Source organism: Paraburkholderia sp. DD10 (assembly GCF_049177125.1).
GTDB lineage: Bacteria > Pseudomonadota > Gammaproteobacteria > Burkholderiales > Burkholderiaceae > Paraburkholderia > Paraburkholderia terricola.
This window is the reverse complement of sequence record NZ_CP185393.1, coordinates 1,528,623-1,545,330: the sequence shown is the minus strand read 5'-3', so window position 1 is coordinate 1,545,330 and position 16,708 is coordinate 1,528,623. Positions and strand designations below refer to the sequence as shown.

The 16,708-nt window shown below is 62.2% G+C and carries 11 protein-coding genes; 4 read left to right on the top strand and 7 right to left on the bottom strand.

The window, feature by feature from the left end:
• Positions 1-40: 40 nt before the first annotated feature.
• The gene (locus tag ACOCG7_RS22290; protein WP_083084313.1) at positions 41-1,444 is read left to right on the top strand and encodes a GGDEF domain-containing protein; all 1,404 of its coding nucleotides are present in this window, start codon (positions 41-43) and stop codon (positions 1,442-1,444) included.
• Positions 1,445-1,957: 513 nt separating this feature from the next.
• Here the strand turns inward: ACOCG7_RS22290 and ACOCG7_RS22285 are convergent.
• Positions 1,958-2,248 (bottom strand): hypothetical protein, encoded by a 291-nt coding sequence (locus tag ACOCG7_RS22285; protein ID WP_083083842.1) that lies wholly within the window; start codon positions 2,246-2,248, stop codon positions 1,958-1,960.
• Between the two features lie 240 nt (positions 2,249-2,488).
• On the opposite strand from ACOCG7_RS22285, the gene ACOCG7_RS22280 reads away from it, so the two are divergent.
• Positions 2,489-3,664 (top strand): alpha/beta fold hydrolase, encoded by a 1,176-nt coding sequence (locus tag ACOCG7_RS22280; RefSeq protein WP_280519513.1) that lies wholly within the window; start codon positions 2,489-2,491, stop codon positions 3,662-3,664.
• Between the two features lie 497 nt (positions 3,665-4,161).
• Here ACOCG7_RS22280 and ACOCG7_RS22275 read toward each other — a convergent pair whose 3' ends face one another.
• The 5 genes from ACOCG7_RS22275 to ACOCG7_RS22255 all read right to left on the bottom strand — a co-directional run bounded on the left by ACOCG7_RS22275 (position 4,162) and on the right by ACOCG7_RS22255 (position 12,977).
• The gene (locus ACOCG7_RS22275) at positions 4,162-5,202 is read right to left on the bottom strand and encodes a Wadjet anti-phage system protein JetD domain-containing protein (RefSeq protein ID WP_083083841.1); all 1,041 of its coding nucleotides are present in this window, start codon (positions 5,200-5,202) and stop codon (positions 4,162-4,164) included.
• Positions 5,199-9,596 carry a hypothetical protein gene (locus tag ACOCG7_RS22270; protein ID WP_244744958.1) on the bottom strand — a complete coding sequence of 1,466 codons (4,398 nt, stop codon included), beginning with the start codon at positions 9,594-9,596 and terminating at the stop codon, positions 5,199-5,201. Before ACOCG7_RS22270 ends, ACOCG7_RS22275 begins: the two co-directional genes overlap by 4 nt.
• Before the next feature lie 2 nt (positions 9,597-9,598).
• Positions 9,599-10,330 (bottom strand): hypothetical protein, encoded by a 732-nt coding sequence (locus ACOCG7_RS22265; protein ID WP_083083839.1) that lies wholly within the window; start codon positions 10,328-10,330, stop codon positions 9,599-9,601.
• Entirely contained in the window at positions 10,327-11,871 is a 1,545-nt protein-coding gene (locus ACOCG7_RS22260) for a hypothetical protein (protein WP_227470752.1), read from the bottom strand. Before ACOCG7_RS22260 ends, ACOCG7_RS22265 begins: the two co-directional genes overlap by 4 nt.
• 125 nt (positions 11,872-11,996) lie before the next feature.
• Positions 11,997-12,977 (bottom strand): AraC family transcriptional regulator, encoded by a 981-nt coding sequence (locus ACOCG7_RS22255; RefSeq protein ID WP_227470750.1) that lies wholly within the window; start codon positions 12,975-12,977, stop codon positions 11,997-11,999.
• A gap of 130 nt (positions 12,978-13,107) precedes the next feature.
• On the opposite strand from ACOCG7_RS22255, the gene ACOCG7_RS22250 reads away from it, so the two are divergent.
• The gene (locus ACOCG7_RS22250; RefSeq protein WP_083083837.1) at positions 13,108-13,644 is read left to right on the top strand and encodes a carboxymuconolactone decarboxylase family protein; all 537 of its coding nucleotides are present in this window, start codon (positions 13,108-13,110) and stop codon (positions 13,642-13,644) included.
• Positions 13,645-14,007: 363 nt separating this feature from the next.
• Here ACOCG7_RS22250 and ACOCG7_RS22245 read toward each other — a convergent pair whose 3' ends face one another.
• Complete coding sequence (locus ACOCG7_RS22245) at positions 14,008-15,072, bottom strand: LLM class flavin-dependent oxidoreductase (protein WP_083083836.1); 1,065 nt, start codon at positions 15,070-15,072, stop codon at positions 14,008-14,010.
• A 315-nt stretch (positions 15,073-15,387) separates the two neighbouring features.
• Here ACOCG7_RS22245 and ACOCG7_RS22240 point away from each other — a divergent pair, with 315 nt between their 5' ends.
• On the top strand, positions 15,388-16,704 hold the full coding sequence (locus ACOCG7_RS22240; RefSeq protein ID WP_421379998.1) for an NtaA/DmoA family FMN-dependent monooxygenase: 1,317 nt from the start codon (positions 15,388-15,390) through the stop codon (positions 16,702-16,704).
• The last annotated feature ends 4 nt before the right edge of the window (positions 16,705-16,708 follow it).

The following is a 16,708-nucleotide window of genomic DNA, read 5'->3' as shown; positions in this document are numbered from 1 at the left end:
CGACGCGAAAAACCACAGCAATATTGCCGGAGACGGGCACATGAGTACGACTTTCTCATTCGAAGAGCCGCCCCGCATCATCGGGACCGTGACCAAGGTCTACTCGGGTTTGCTCGTCATTGGTTTTGCGCTCGTTCCGGCCTTCCTGATCGCTTATCTGGCGTTCTTTCAAGACCCGGGCCTGAAGTTCGAAAGCCACGCGTTCCACGAAATCGCGATCGCAGCGGCGACCCTCGAGGGGCTGTTTGTCACCTATGTGACATGGCGTTGTTATCTGTCGTCGGGTGAACCACTGTTGCGGTGGCTGACGTTAGGCTTTCTGGGCTTCGTGCTGGTCTATGCGCTACACGGCGCGTTCACCGGCATGGCTCACCATCATATCTGGCTATTCCTGCTCTACGGACCGGCATCGCGCCTGGTGATGTCGGTGCTGCTGCTGATCGGGCTTCTCTCGTACCACCGCCCGCCGGACGCGGTCGAGCGGCGTTCAAAGCCGCGCCCGTGGCTGGCGTGGGTCGCCGTGTTCGTCCTGATCGACCTGCTCGTCGGACTCATTGCGACCTCGCCCATTGCGGGCAGCCTCGCCGTGCGGCTCTCGATGGAGGGCGGGGCGCTCGTCTTCTCTACACTGAACGTCATGGCGCTGATGCTGCGTCGCATTCGCTCGCCGCTAATGGTGATCTATGGCATCTCGATCACCTCCTTCGCGCTTGCGTCGCTCGCGTTCATTCTCGGCAAGCCCTGGAATCACATGTGGTGGCTCGCGCACGCGATCTTCGCCGCCGGATTTTTCCTGCTGAGTTACGGCGTCGTTCAGGCGTTTCGCACAACGCGGGCCTTTTCGACGATCTACACCCAGGAAGAACTGATGGCTCGCCTCGCCGAGGCGATGGCACGCACGGAAAACGCGCTGCAGGAGCTCCAACGCACCAATCACAAGCTCGAGCAACTCGCCGCGACCGATCCGCTGACGGGTGCCGCGAACCGGCGCGAGTTTATTCAACAGGTAGAGGCGGAAATCGCACGAGCCAGGCGAGGCGGTGCGCCGTTCTCACTGCTGGCGCTGGATCTCGACCACTTCAAATTGATCAACGACAACTACGGCCATCAGGTGGGGGACGAGGTGTTGCAGCGATTCGTGCAGAAATGCCTGAAGGCCATTCGCCCCTATGACGGCGTGGCGCGTGTCGGTGGCGAAGAGTTTATGGTGCTGCTGCCCAGAGCCGCGCTAGACGTGGCACGTTCGATCGCGGAGCGCGTCCGGGGTGCCGTGGCTACCGAGGAGTTCCATACTGGAACGGGGCGGGCCGTCGCCGTTACCGTCAGTGTTGGCATCTCCGAGTTCGGCCGCGACGGCGACACCATCGACACTCTTTTGCGAGTCGCCGACGAGCGACTCTATCAGGCCAAGCACGCTGGCCGCAACCGCGTGGTGGCACGATAGCAGCGGTTGGCTATCCATCGCTGTAGCAGCTTGCAATCGACGGCGGCCATGCCCGTAATCAGCGCAGTTATCGGCTCAGAATAGTTGCAGCTGAGATAGTTCGCGCCTGAAGGGCCGGTGTCCGCGCGCAGCCGACGTTCGACCGTCCGGATGAAAGCGGGAGTCGACGACCGCTCCTGGCCGGTTATCGCCGGATGGTCCCGCGGGCCGGGGACTGCGAACAGTCGGCTGAGATGCCATGACGGGTTTTTGTGTGCTACAGCACCGGCGATAGCTCAGGAACGAATGGTAGGCGCAAGGCCCGTCAGATACGAGCTGCTACCGCTTCGCAAAGACCTGGCAAAGTGACGTTGAACGGCTCAGTACGGACCAGGTTGGCGTCACCTGCAGAACGCCTGCGGCGGCTGCACAGCATAGCTTGTGACGGGTTCCTTCCGGCGGTGATGTCATTCTCCCGCCGCTTCTCCCGCTGCTGTCGCACTTCTTTCCCAGCAGCGGGACACAGCCAATTACTTACCAGCGGTAACCGACGCCAGCGCCTGCTCCCACCGAGCCGTGACCCGAAACAGCGGTCGTGATCGAGCCTTTGAGCATCCCAGATTCCGGTCCGACTGACTTCGGGCAATACTCGTCCTTGATGAGATCCGGCAAGGCGGCTTCGAAGCCATCGTCCTTGACACATCGGTGTTCGACGCACAGCAGCTTCGCGTTGAAACCGATCCGTCCGGCGGGTCGCGCAGTTCCACGACGGCGCGATTCGGGTGCGGTCCCTTCCCACAGGCTCTTGTCGACCACGAAGAGCATCCGTCCTTCTGCCATTGACTGTTGTCGCAGGGACAACACCGTGGGTTCCCTCGCAGGGCTACCGCCGCAAGACGACCGCTCTTACGCTTCGTTCCACGGTGACGGCACATGCTGTCTGATCCAGTCCGTCAAACGATGCGCCCGCGATTCCAGTGCTGCCCCGGATTGCCGGGGGGGGGCGCGAGATCGAACGCTTCGACGTGTAGACGGCGATCTGCGCCTGGCGTGTCCGTTTGCTACGTGTCCAGCAAACATGGCGGCAGTCCGCAATTACCCATCGAAGATTTTCCCTCGCCAACCATCGCCAGGCGACGGCCGGCGGGGGATGCCGTCCATTCTTCGACAAGTCGTTCCCCGATGCGCTTGCGCAAAGGCATCGGTATGCCGGAAGTCATCGTTCGCGAAGATCGTTGCTGTTTTGTAGGTCCCGAACCCGTTTTCATCACGCAACTGGAGAAACATCTCGTGTTAAAGAAATTATTTTCAACCGTTGTCTTCTCGGCGGCGGCTTTGCTCTCGGCGCCGACGTTCGCTGCGGACGAATTCCCCGTTCCGGCGGGATTTGCCAGCGACTATCAGACGGTCGATGGCGTTCGCCTGCACTACGTCAAAGGCGGCAGCGGGCCACTGGTGTATCTGGTGCATGGTTTCGGCCAGTCGTGGTACGAGTGGCATCAGTTGATGCCGGTGCTTGCGAAGGACCATACCGTGGTGGCGGTCGATTTGCCGGGCTTGGGGCAGTCCGGCGTTCCGGCCTCGTATCGCGCCACCGACGTTGCTCCGTTGCTTTATCAATTGGCGGAGAAATTCAGCGGTGGCCGGAAGTTCGATCTGGTGGCGCACGACATCGGCATCTGGAATACGTATCCCATGCTGGTTCGGCATCAGGACAACATTCGGCGTGCCGTCTACATGGAGGCTCCAATTCCCGATGACAGCATCTATCGTTTCCCCGCCTTTACGTCCAAAGGTGAATCGCCGGTCTGGCACTTCAGTTTCTTTGATGCCGATGGCCAGCTTGCGGAAACGCTGATCACCGGCAAGGAACGCTTTTTCCTGGAGTACTTCGTCAAGGTGCATGCCGCCAACAAGGCGGTGTTCACGCCGCAGCTTCTGGACCTGTACGGCAAGTCATATGCGAAACCGCAGAGTTTGCATGCCGCGTTCGAGTACTTCCGCGTGCTGAATCAGGACGTACTCGATAACAAGCAGCTCTCCAGGCAGAAAATAGAGATTCCGATGCTGGCGATTGGCGGCGGCGGAAACGGTGGAATGGGCGAATACGAGAACCAGACGGTCAGCCGCTATGCGGACCATGTCACCGGCAAAGTGCTTCCCGATTGCGGCCATTGGTTGCCGGAGGAATGCGCAGGCCCGTTGAACCAGGCTGTAGTGAATTTCCTGAACGCGCCTTGAACGGCTATCCGCCTAGGCAAAGCAGGACCGAGACAATGGAGTTTCGACACCACCGCGTTTTCTGGCTGTAGTCGAAGCACTCCATTCGGACCCGTGAAGACAGTGAAAAGACCCACGCGAGGCTCCGCAATGATTGCGCTGCCTGGTTCATCGCAGGACCAGGTGTTGGTCGACGTTGCCGGCTCCTCGTAGCGGTTGCGCGGTGAGGCGTGGCGGAGCTGTGGCAGCGACGGAGATCAGCTGGAAAAATCAGCTTATACAGCGCGGCGCCGGCTGCTTCGTAGGGCGAACGCCGGCCTGCAGAGACCAAAGCCCTCGACGTTGAAGTTCGACCAGGTTAGACGATATACAGCGGTTGTTTATTGAACCGACTCGCCCACAAAAATGCGGACAGGTTTGCGTGATCGCCATGATGAGTTTGAGGCAAGCATCGATCCGATCGCAGGCGAGCGACAACGTCGCTCGTGCCGTCCTGCATGTGTTAAAGCCATGCGCTTTTACTCCTGGCCGTCCAAGCCGCCGGTGGATGAAACCTTGACGCCAATGGCCCCAGCATGGAGTTGCTCGGTGCCCAGCGCCTCCTGAGGCAGCCACATCCCCGCAGACCACACTGCTTCTAGTTCTGCAGCCAGTTCGGCGCCGAGCCAGGCAGCCGCCAGTCCTGCTACATAGGTTGCACATTCGGGCTTTTCACGCCGCACCCCGTTCGCAAGCAACCAGCGGTACAACGGGAGCGCCGCAGAAACGGTCGGATCGCCTGGCTCGATGGAACGGTTGAAATCCAAGGGAATTGCCAAGCCCTTCGGGTCCAGGTCGCCGAAGTACTCCGCTGAAGAAGCTTCTGTTTCATGCATCGCTTGGCGCAACGCTCGCCCGGTAAGCCTGAAATTTTCGCCCCCGCCATAGATGACCGCCGTGTATCGTCGCGTGGTCTCGTTCCATTCCGCGAAGCTCCAATACGTGTTGTGGTTTTCGACAACGAGTACGGGCTTGCCCGGCGTGTCAATCTTGCGATACGGTAGCGGCTGGGGCACCCGGAAGCAACCGATGACGGAGAGTGGAAGCCGCCCGCTAAAAAGGAAGTCCCCGGCGCACATGTTGTCGAGCCGCTTCTCGTCGCCGAAGATTTCCAAGGAGCGCTCCTTGATTGGAACCGGGGAGAAATGCCCTCGGCGTCGGAGCAGGAAGTCATTGATGGGCCGTAGCGCTGACAACTGCGATGGCCTTAACTCCGGCCAGAACCCCAGCTGCGGCGCCCAGGTCACGTCGGCATGGTTCACAGAAGCCTTGGAGTGAGGTGAGCTCTTCAACGTGACCCAAAGTGGAAGAGCGGGCGAGCCGGTCTGTTCCCAACTTCCGGTAGCCGGCAGCGAGATGGCGCCGTCAGCTTCCAGCTCCTTCAGCGCCCTCAGCAGCAGCACACCACGCTCCGGGCTGTTCTGGACGTCTGGGTACAGCGAGAAGTAGTGCCGGCGCAGCTCGTCGAGTGGGACACGCTTGCGCGGCGATGACAGCAGCGCTTCAAGGAACTCGCTCAAACCAACTCCTCGGGTACGTTGTTGAGCTTCAGGTTCGCGAACTCGAGGTGCCAGCGTCTCGTTTTGCTGTTCTGTCCGGCGCGGCGCAGGCGGATGAACCGCTGGAACTCGCCGAGCGCGTTGAAGTCCTGAAGCGCCGTGGCGAATATCAACTGGACGTTCATGGCCTCGGCCAGCAACCGTTGGGCGCGCCACATGCTGGGGCTGGTGGCCTTCGCGAACGGGTTGTCGAGGATCAGCGGCCCACCGGCGATGCGATGTACCTGCGCATGGTTCTCGGCGCGCAACTGATTGATGACCAGGTACAGGAACATCGCCATGACGACGCCTTCGCCGCCGGAGTTCGAGACCCGCTCAACCGGTACGTACTGTTCTGTCTCTTCGATGGACATTTTCAGGACTTGCAGTCCCAGCGGACGCCCATAAACGCGCGCCACAGCGTCGGCGATGAGGTCTGTGCCGCGTGGAGGAAACACGTTTGTATCAACCAACGTGTCGAGGTAGACGCTAAGAGTCTGGCGTCGCGTCTCGACTGGCACCGAGCCGAAGTTTGCTCGCATCTTCAGAACTTGCTTGCCGCCGACGTATGGGGCGCCCACCGGCACTGACTTGTCCTTGCTCGTCGCGCGATTGAGCGTCGTAATGGCTGAGCGGACGACGGCGAGCACCTCCTCGACGCAGGTATCGAAGTCAGCTTGCATCGACCGCAGCGTTGCCTCGGTCGTCGCGATGCGGTCGTCCAGATGTTCGAGGAGCCGCTTTGCGTCCGTACACGCGGCACCGAACTCGTTGGCGACCATCTGCTGCGCGACATCGGGGTCGACCTCGCTGAACGACGGCTCCGACGCCGTTGCCTTGACGAGGTCGAAGGCAGTGCGGGCCTTGCTCTGCAGTTTGCCGACGCTTTGGTTCTTCCCCGTATAGTCCTTTAACAGCGCGTTGACCCGGTTGCTAGCGTCGGCTTCGAGAACCAGGCTGTTGGGGTCCGGCACCTCAAGGGCCATTCCCACCTGGGCGCCGATTTCCGCTGCGATGAGAATTGGGTCGGGCTTGTCTTCGAATCCCATGCTGCTGCGCAGGAGCGCCTCAAGCTTTCCGTCGGCCTCCGCTGCCGCGTGCTTCCGACTGGCGCGTTCCGCCGCCTGGTTCGCGGCTTCGTTGGCCGCACGCATCCGTTCCAGCGCCGCGGTCACGCGGTTCTCCGCTTCCGCCATGAGCGCGGCTAGGGCATCCAGGTCCAAAGCCTCGTGAGCGGGTATAGCGGGGCCGAGGTTCGTTTTGTTCAAATCGAACCACTTCTTCGATTCGCCGTTCACGACCTGCAGATTCGAAGCGGCGTTCACCTGCTCTGGTTTGGCCTCCTCTAGCGCAGTTGCGATGCTCGCCAGCGCTTCTTCATGGTCCACGTCCAGGAAAGGCCGGAGGTCCGCCATTTGAACACCCTTGAACTCACGGGTGAACTCCCTGGCTTTGTCCCCCCGGCGTTTGCGCGCATCGTCCAGCTTGTGCGCCAGGAGTCCCAATCGTTCCTTTTCCTCGGCCAGGTAGGCCGCTTCTGCATCGCGGTAGATGCGACGCAGCGTGTCCAACGGCCGTGGGTTCTGCAGCAGCTGTTCGTGAGCTGGATAGTCCCTGTCGTAGTGGGCAACGCTCGCTCGCTCTTCGCCCGCGAGCTTGAGTTCATGGTCAGTGCTCACACGCAAGCCCTGGCCGTGGTCGTGCTCGCCCTGCAGCCTCTCAAGGCCCTCGTCGGCTGCGGACTTTCTCTCCTGTGCCGTGGTGATACCTTGCGCTAAGTCCGCCAGTCGACGGACGCGCTCCGCGTGGCCGGCTTCGTGTTCGCTATGAAACGTGCCGACCGCTGCGGAAGACAGCAGTGCAGCCTGGCGTCTCGCTTCGGCTGCCTGGACTCGCAGATCCAACCCTTGAGCCGCCTCATCCAGCTCCAGCCCCAGCGATTCGAGGGACTCCGCGCGTGCTGTCGCCGTGGCAACGTCTTCCTCGAGCGCTACCTTGTCGGCTCGCGCCTGTCCGAGTTTTCCGTCACCGAATTCCTTCACATAGGTATCCAGTTCGTGAACTGCCTTCAGCGTTTGGTCGTGGCGCTCCCGATACGCGGACCGCCGTTTATCTTCGTCGGCGACGCGGAGTTCGAGGTTCAGGCCCAGCTTGGCGGCAGCCTCGACGTTAAAGGCCGAATCATCCGCAGCCGGGACCACCACACGCTGCGCCAGTTGCTCTGCGGGCTCAAGGGTCGCCGCTGATACCACCACAGGACGCGTAGGCCGGCGCGCCTCCCAGGAGACGGCCTTGGCCTTATCAAGTTCCGTGGACGCCACGGAGACGCCGAGGAAGCGGGCGGGGTCGCCGGCGACGAGCGCCCGCGCCTCGGACGCATCCGGCAGGGCGCGTGAGATGTACTCGTTATAGGCTTTGGCGGAGCGTACGCCTGCCTGTAAAAGTGTCTCGACGACGAGTGCAACGTCGATGCTGTAGCCTGCAACCCCGGTCTCATCAATAGCCTGCTTGGTGGCGCGCAGCTCCGCTAGGCGAACGTCTCCCAGAGACGTTTGTCTTGCCGACTCCGAGACGACCTCGCGCAGCCGGGCGGGCAAGGCTGCGGACAACGGGTCGACGCGGTCGGATTCGACGGCATTCAGAAGAGCAGGTAACTGTGCCAGGCGCTCGATCTCGGCTTCCCCCCGTGCGATGAACTCGCCGAGTGCCCGTGCCTTGCTGGCCAACCCGGCTGCGCGGACGTTCTCCGCCGCGGCGGCCTGTCGATGCTCTCGCGCCTCCCTGGCGCAGCGTTGCTGCGATGCTCGATGCAGGTCGCGCTCGGAAGCCGCGGTTGCAGCTTCGATATTCAGTCGTTCAAGCGCCTTCGCGGTTGTCTCGTCGGGTTCGAGAAAGGTCCTATCCACTTCGAGCGCTTGCCTACGTCGCGTGTAGGACTCCTCGGCCGCTTGAAGCTTCGAACGCTCCCCTACCTGGCAGAGCTCGTCAGCTTCGGCTTGAGTTCGTTGCTTGCGAAGGGCCGTTCGTTCTTCCTCCCGCGCGGTAGCTCGCTCATCGAGCACCTGGAGCGCTACCTTCAGTCGCTGCTCTTCGTTGAACAGCGCTCGGCGCAGCAGCGCCCCTTGAATCTCGACGTGATCCTTCGTCGGTTCGAGATTCGAGCGCTCGGCTTCGGCCAGCGCGTCAAGTTCCTTAAGCTCTTCGTCGACGCCGACGATATCCTTTTGCAGCCGCGCGGCTCGAATGAACCGTTCGTCCCGCTCCAGGTGCTTCACCTGGCCATCGGCCGCCTCCTTGCGCGCCTTCGCCAGTGCGCTGCGCTTCTGGTGCCAGGCCCAGGCGAGCGTCGCCTGCTCCCTTATGCACGACGTTGAGTCCCCGAGTGCAACCGAGGCCAGTCCTCGCTGGGTCCGCTCAAACTCCACTTCGCGGTCGTGGTCAAGGCACAAGGAGACGGCCCGGGCCTGCAGAGCCAGGACCATCTGCGCGCCCCGAATCAGCATCGAGCGCTGCGCGGCAAGCGTCTCAAGGTACAGATGCGCAGCCTCGGCGAAAGCGTTCAGCGACGCTCGGAACTTGGTCAGCTCGTCACGACGCTTCTGGAACTGAGGCTTGCGGCGATGCTTCTCGCATACCGCAACTACCAGCTTGCGCGCCTCGTCGGCCTTCGTTGTGTCGCTGGTCAGGTGCAGGAACTTGCGCAGAAACTCGCCTTCCGTCTTGAAGTCGAGGAAGCCCGTGTCGAAACCGCCTTCCTGGGCCGAGAAGTTGACCTGCATACGCAGCATGTCCAGGTCAATGAGACGCTCGTCTTTCAGATGCCGCTGCCATTCCGCTTGGCGGTTGTGGCAGATGAAAACGTCACCCGGGTACTTTTTCTGCTGCGCGTGTAGCCAGCGAGAAAACTCCTGCATGGACGACGGCGTGGGTTGCGCCAGACCAGGGGCGGGGATGTCCACCAGGCCAAGGTCGGCGTGCTCCTCGAATGAGAAGAACATGCGGTCGACTTCCGGCGGCTCGGTGTGCGACCTTACCGCGACCGCCTGACCGGTCACCAGACGGTAGGGCTTGCCTCCTGCCGTTCTGGAGGGCATGAGCCATTCGACGATGACGAAACCAGGCGCGCCATCGTGAGTGAAGTACTGGGAGAACGTGTTGTGCTTGCTCTGAATGTGCTTGAGAAACCTTTCTTGAGCTGTCTCGAAGCACGAGAACACAAGCCCGATGAGCGTGGTCTTGCCGCCGCCATTCTCCAGGTTGATGAGCGTGTCGATGGGTTGGCCGCTGTCGGGGTCGGTTAGCTCAAAGGTCATCCCTTCGTACCATGCGGTGCGGTAGCCACAGTTGCCTAGATGGATGCGGGAAATCTTCTGCATGGTCACGCTGCCTTGCGCTCGGTCGTAGCCAGCTGCGCCATCTCGTAGAGCCGCCGCAACGCGAGTTCTCGCAGCTGCACACGCAGCCGGAAGGTGGGCGTGTAGGTCGCAGCCGTCTCGTCTTCCGCGTCGCGGTCAAGCCGAACAAGGCCGCTCTGCGCCATCTGGTTCAGCGCAATCTTGACGACGCCGACGACCGAGGCGTGCGACGCTCGCTGACCGGACGGGATGGCTACTGGCAGTGCTGAAATCGCCTCCCAGCCAGGAGCGAGCTCAGGTGGCACGTCCGGCGGGATGTCAGATGTCTCCTTCAGACGCCACGCCAGTGCGTAGAGCGTGTCGCGGCAGGTGGCCACCGACGCCGGAGGCGGGGAGTAGTTGTCGTCGTCCAGCCCATCGGTCGTTGGGAAGAAGACCGCGGAGATGGCGATGTGCGCAAGTACGAGCGCGGCCTTCTGGTCCGGAGTCATGCCGCTGCGGATATCCGTGAGACGCACTGCGAAGCGGCTGTCCTTGGAGGCCGGAACTACGATGAGCCCTCGCTGCTCGCTCAAGTCGAGAATCTGCAGTTCCATGCCGGCCGCGACATCCTCGACGTATCGTCTGAATGCCGGGTCGGCCCTGCACAGGGCAAGCAGTTCGCGGTACTCCGAGTCATTGATGGGTGACAACGTCGTGTGCAGCGCCTTGTAGGTCAGTCGCGCGGCGTTGCGCACGGTAGGTTCTGCATTCATTCTGACTCTCCTTGGGGAACGAAATCGAGCGCGCTGCCCTGAGCGATGTCGAGATGGAAGGTGTCTCCCGTGAGTTCGGCGCTCACGTTCCGGAACTCGCTGTCAGACCGAGCGAACGAGCGGAACAGGATGAGAACGAGGCACCGCCGCATCGTCCGGTCCAGGCCTTCGTCCTCGGCGGCATCCAGCAACTGGTCGATGCGCAGCCGTTGGCCGGTGGAGAACTTGCCGGCCAGCCAGTCGTTGGCGCGCTGTACGAGTTCCTTCGAAAACTGGTCGGGCAGGGGTTCGAGCTTCTCAATCGAGCCTGGGTCGGTCTCGACCTCCGCATCTTCCCCACGCCGCTCTAATAGCAGGGCGAACACCGCGTTCAGGTCGTACACCCTCGGCCACACCGGCGGGTATAGCGCACTGATGAAGACGTCCGCCTCTGCCGAAAGTACTCGGGTCGGAAGGTTGACGAGCTGGGGAAGGAGTTGCGGCTCAAGGTCTGGGAGACCGGTGGGCTTGCGTGCACGGAAGACCGCGCGCTGCGCCTCGATGAAACGCTCGGGCGCTACGTTGATATCAGTGACAAGCTGTAGTCGGATGAGGCTGGCGCTACGAATCGTCTCCTTCAGCTGTACGAGGCTCTCGCGCGTCCTCGGCTCATCGGCGCCAAGCAGGGCCTCGCCAACGGCTTCCTCCATTCGGGCGTCTTCTGCCTGGCGCTGACGAACATGCGTCCGCGCCTCGTCGAGCCGCCCGGCCATGTCGCGGCTCCAGTTGACGCTGCCTGGCGCTCGATAGGCTTGATAAAGCCGGTCACGAATCAGCTGGCGGTACTCGATGGAGTACTTCCGGGCTCGCCGGGCAATCTCGACCGCTGCTTCGAACCGGCCGCGGCGCACGAGCAGGTCGAGCATCTTCTCCATCAGTTCTTGCGAGTCCTCCGGCGCGAGGTCGAGCATCCCCAGGTAGACGAGGTAGCCTTCGGCGGTGGGACGGTAGCGGTAGACGTCGTCAGCATCTGGTTCGAAGCGGACCAGTCTGTATCGGGCCGACCTGGTCGTGCCTGTAGATGCGTCGAAGAACTCCGCTGTGAACTCCCTATGGTTGTTGGCCTTGTTGTCGAGCGTATCGAGGACCACTTCCGCGATGCGGCGCGCTTGAGACGACGTGAGGCCAGGCTTCATGCGACCGGCGACGTACCCTAGGTGAATCACAACCTCGATCGAGGTGCTACCGCTGGAGACTGTCGTCGCTTCCATCATCAGGTCAAGGGCGGACAACGCAAGGTAGTGGGTGTCGATGCCGTCGAACAGTGTCCTGTCCGTCCCGCCTTCGTCACCAAGCATCGTCTTGTAGCGCTCGAGTTGGAAGATGGGGCGCAGGAGTAGCAGGTTGCGCTGCTGACGCGATAGGTCAAGCAGGTCTGCGCAGCCGCCGTCCAATGGCACGCTGCCCTCGGAGGATGCCTGCGGCCGAGGCTCCGCCGGGACTATCTTGCGCGAGGCAAAGTCCTGTTCCGAGTGCAACGATGGCGCCTCCTCGTGCGGCACATTTTCCTCCTGAGAACATCTAATAGTCTAATAAGTGTACCGAACAAAAAGAAGACACGACTACTTTCGATGCCGCGGGCGACACGGCGGGCTGAGGCGCCTTCGCCCATCGCAATGGCGGCTCCTCAAACGAAACCATCGTCGGATGCCCCGGTTTTCGAGGAACGGGCGCGCCACTTCGCTGGCGTCATGCCTACCTGCCGTTTGAACACCCGCTGAAACGCGGCTTCCGATTGATATCCCACCGCTTCGCCAATCTCGGCGACAGACATCCCCGTTTGCGCCAGTTTGCGCCCAGCCAGCGCCATGCGAATTTCGGTGAGCACGTCGCTCGCCGAGCGGTTGATGGCTTCTTCGAAGTGGCGTGCGAACGTGGCGCGCGACATGTGACAGAGTTCAGCCAGCTTCGGCAAAGTCCACGGCTTCCCGGGTTCGTCGAACATGGCGGCGAGAGCCGGTTGCAGGCGCTGACGCTGCGCAAGCGCAAGCAGGCCGCGCGGCGCTTGATCGGTATCGGAGGCGCAGCGCAGGGTCAGCGCAAACAGCGCGCCCGAAAGCTGATTCACGACCGTCGCGCTGCCCGGGCGTTGCTCGAACGCTTCCTCGCGCATCAATTCAATGAGTCGGGCAAGCCGGGTTGCTGCAAACGCGGCGTCGCGCGCCTGTCCGTCGCCCTCGCTCACGCTGCTCACCAGCAAACGTCCCGGCAGATGATCGCGCAGCAGTTGCTGCGGCACGGCCGGCAGCACGAAGCGCCCGCACAACACATCGGCGCCTCCGCGTGCGTTGCCGTTCGTGGCAATGGTCAATCCGTCCTTGTGCCGCTCGCGTGCCGCCCGGGGGGGCTTGCCGCTGCCGTCGTGCAAGCTGTGAGCGCTGCCGGAGGGAAACAGCACGATATCGCCGGCTTTCATGCGAAGCGCCGGTTCGCTGTTCCCTCCTGTGTCGCTTTCGACGACAGCCTTGCCGCGCAACAGCACGTGATAGGGGAATTCCCACTCGTTCGACTCGGGATGGTCGATGCGCCACGGCGAGCCGAAGTGGCACCGCACATCCAGCCGTCCGGTGACCGGCATCAACGAGAGCAGTCGGTCCAGCAGTTCCATATGAGACGTTTGAGCATGAAGTTGCGGAAGTATGGCATTAAAGAACTCGCCGCACATCCCTACACTGACTCCCATGCCATACGACATGGCTAAGCAGTTCAGCCCTCAACCCTGAAGGAAGGAGTCGATCATGTCCCGTCTGACCACCATTCGCCCTGAAGAAGCAACCGGCGCGGCCGCTGAAGTGTTCGCGAAGATCAAGAAGGCCGTCGGCAAGGTACCCAATGCTTACGCGACCGTCGGCACGCACAGCCCCGAAGCGCTCGGCGCCGCGCTCGCGTTCGACGCAGCGGTGGCTGCCAGCACGCTTGGCAAGGCGGACATCGAAGTGATCAAGCTGGCCGTCAGCGAACACGTGGGCTGTGACTACTGTGTCGCCGCGCATACGTTGATGGGCAAGCTTGCCGGGCTGTCGGGCGATGACATGAAGCAGGTGCGTGCCGGCGTTGCAACGGGCGACGCGAAGCGGGACGCGCTGGTGACGTATGTGCATACGCTGGTCGGTACGCGCGGCACGGTGCCCGAAGCGGTCGTCGATGCGGTGCGCGCGGCGGGTTACACCGACCGCCAGATCATCGAAATCAACCTCGCCATCGCGTCGATTACGTTCACGAATCTCGTGAATCGCGTGAACGACACGACGCTCGACTTCCCGGCGGTCAACTAACCCGTAGCTCCCGCACACAGCCTCGACAGGAGAGATCGCCATGCGCACCATTCGTACAGACGTCGCCGTTATCGGCGCCCGTCGGACGCCTCGTGGCGCGACTACGGATACAGCCGGCCGGACACTGGTATCGAGTCGGCCATCTTTTGCGAGTATGCGGCGGGGAAATTCCGCCTTATACGGCACGTGTCCTCGGCTGCTCCGCACTCACATACAGGTTGAAATACCGCCGCCGGGGAAATGCAATTGCAGCTTTCGCCGAATTTCAAATGCGCGGAGCAATCCGTAGCAAACCCGATTTCGATGTTTCTACCCCGTCTTTCGTCAACCTAAAAGTGGACCCCTTTCAATCGATGAATCGTTTCAGCCGCGCGCCGCTTCGGCGGCGTGCGGCGTTTCGCCGTGCAGGAGTCCGCGCGCCAGCAAACGCACCGAGGCGATACGTTGCGTGGCGTCCGTCACCGGGTTGTCGACGATGAATTCCTCCACGCCATAGCGGTCTTGCAGTTCGCCGAGCGTGTCATGGACGGCGTCGGGCGTGCCATGCACGATGTGCGTCTCGCGTTCGTCGATGCGATGGGGGCCGCCGCCTGCCTGGCGAACGAACTCTTCGGCCTGGGCGATGCTGCCCACCGTTACCGGCTGTTGATCGCCGACTTGCACGCGAAAGCGCCGTGTGTCCGATGCGAGCCGCGCTGCTTCGTCAGCGCTTTGCGCTGCGATGACGGAGATGGCCAGCAATGGCTTGCGTCCGTTCGATGCCGCGCGATAGCGCCCGAAAGCGCGCTCGATCTCGTCCGGTGCGCCGTTGATGTGCGCCGCGTACACGAAGTCCCAGCCAAGCCGGGCCGCGAGCGCCGCGCTTTCGATGCTCGCTCCGAGCAGGAAAGGGCGCGCAGGCGACGGCGGCAGCGGCGTGGCTCGCAGAACGGAACCGAACTGCTCTTCGCCGTCCACGGCACTGTGTTCAGGATTCCCGGCGGGGTGATCGACGAGATGGCCGTTCAGCTCGAATGCGAGCGCCGCGAAATCCGGTTTGTGCGCCGGGTCGTGCGCGGATTGCAGCGCGCGCGTCGAGAGCGGCAACCCGCCGGGCGCCTTGCCGATGCCGAGATCGACGCGGCCGGGAGCGAGCGAGGCCAGCAGATTGAAATTCTCCGCGACCTTGTACGGACTGTAATGCTGCAGCATCACGCCGCCCGAACCGACACGTATGCGATTTGTGCGTGCAAGGATATGAGCGATCAGGATTTCAGGCGAAGGGCAGGCGAGTTGACTCGTGTTGTGATGCTCGGCCAGCCAATAGCGCCGGTATCCCCACGCCTCCGCATGGCGCGCGAGGTCGATCGTGCGCGTCAGTGCCTGGGTCGCTGTCTCGCCTCGTGCGATAGGGCTCTTGTCCAGCAGGCTCAAAGCGTAGGCGGTCATTGGAAGTTCTGGAAGTACGACATGGGTCGGGCTCGCGCGGCCTGGTGAGCCGATCTGATTAGTATGGCGATGGTATTTCTCCGTGAACGGCACGGTCAAACAATCAAGAAGAATAAGTAAAGGCAAAAAGATTGGTTCAATGTGGCCACGCCGACCGATGTTTGGTGAAGCCAACATCGATACACTCGAAAGCCGCGCCTGATAACGCGGGTCACTCTCATCGGCTTTGGAAGACAATCGCATGCATGATCGAATGAACTCGCTTGTTCGCGGACAGTGCGAAACAATGAGCGGCGCAGGCAACGGGACGATGCCTTGTCACGCAGTGAGGTGCGGCTGATGTGCGCTGCGAAACGGAGAAAACTGAAGACGCTCGTCGGCGCGGGCAGCGTGTTGTTCGCGAACGAAGACGCCGAGCGGCGGCGCGGCGCGAAACGTGCGGCCGATCTGGCTCGCAAGGCAGAGGCCGCGAAGATCACGGGCCTCTTCACCGCCGATCTTCTCCAGGCCGATGCCGAAGGATTATCGGGTGGAACGGGCAGTCAGGAGCCGATCGTGGCGCTGGCGGGTTTGAGTCAGGTGACCTCGGACATCGGGCTGGTCGCGACCGTCTCGACCACGTACCATCATCCCTACAACATCGCGCGCATGATCGGTACATTGGATCATCTGAGTGGCGGGCGTGCCGCGTGGAATGCGGTGACGTCTTCTGTCGGCGAAGAGAACTTCGGCGATTCCGGATTACCCGATCCCGCAAGGCGTTATGCGCGCGCCGCCGAATTCATCGAGGTCGTGAACGCGCTGTTCGATGCCAACGATACGACGGCGGCGCGGCGCACCGCGAGCGGCGCAGTTGCCGTCGATCCTCGCAAGCTAAAGCGTATCGACTATCGCGGCCAGCATTTCCAGGTGCAAGGGCCGCTCAATGTTCCGTCACCGCCGCAGCGCCGTCCTGTGCTGTTTCAGGCCGGCCAGTCGAAGCAGGGCGTCACGCTCGGCGCGCGTTATGCCGAGGTCGTCTATACATCGCAACCCACGCTGACCGACGCGGAGGCGTTCGTCACCGCATTGCGTCGCGAGGCAATCGAACTGGGACGCGTGGACGGCGGACCGTTGATCATGAACTCGTTTCACTCGGTGATCGGTGAATCGGATGCGGACGTCGCACGGCGCTTGCGCGAGAAGCATGAGCGCATCGACTTCCACCAGGGGCGCCTGAAACTCTCCGACATGCTCGGAGGTGGACTCGATCTGAGCGATTTTTCTCTCGATCGGCCGCTGCCGGCCGAGGTACTTCCAGATGTGGGGAACGTCAATCGCCGGCGCGGCCGCGTGGAGATCTTCCGCCGATATGCGCTGCAAGGCATGACGCTGCGAGAACTGATCATAGAGGCACAGGAAACGGGACACTGGTTCGTGGCCGGCACACCGGAGCGCCTCGCGGATGCCATAGAGGAACGTTACCGCGCCGGCCTCGTGGACGTCGTTTCGCTGCACGGACTCGGGCAACGGGACCAGGAAGATCTGCTTCTGAACGGCCTGTTGCCGGAACTGCGTAAGCGCGATCTGCTCGACGCGGATTACCCAGGTGGCGACTTTCGCTCCAACCTCGAGTTGCCCGCACTGCCATAGGAGG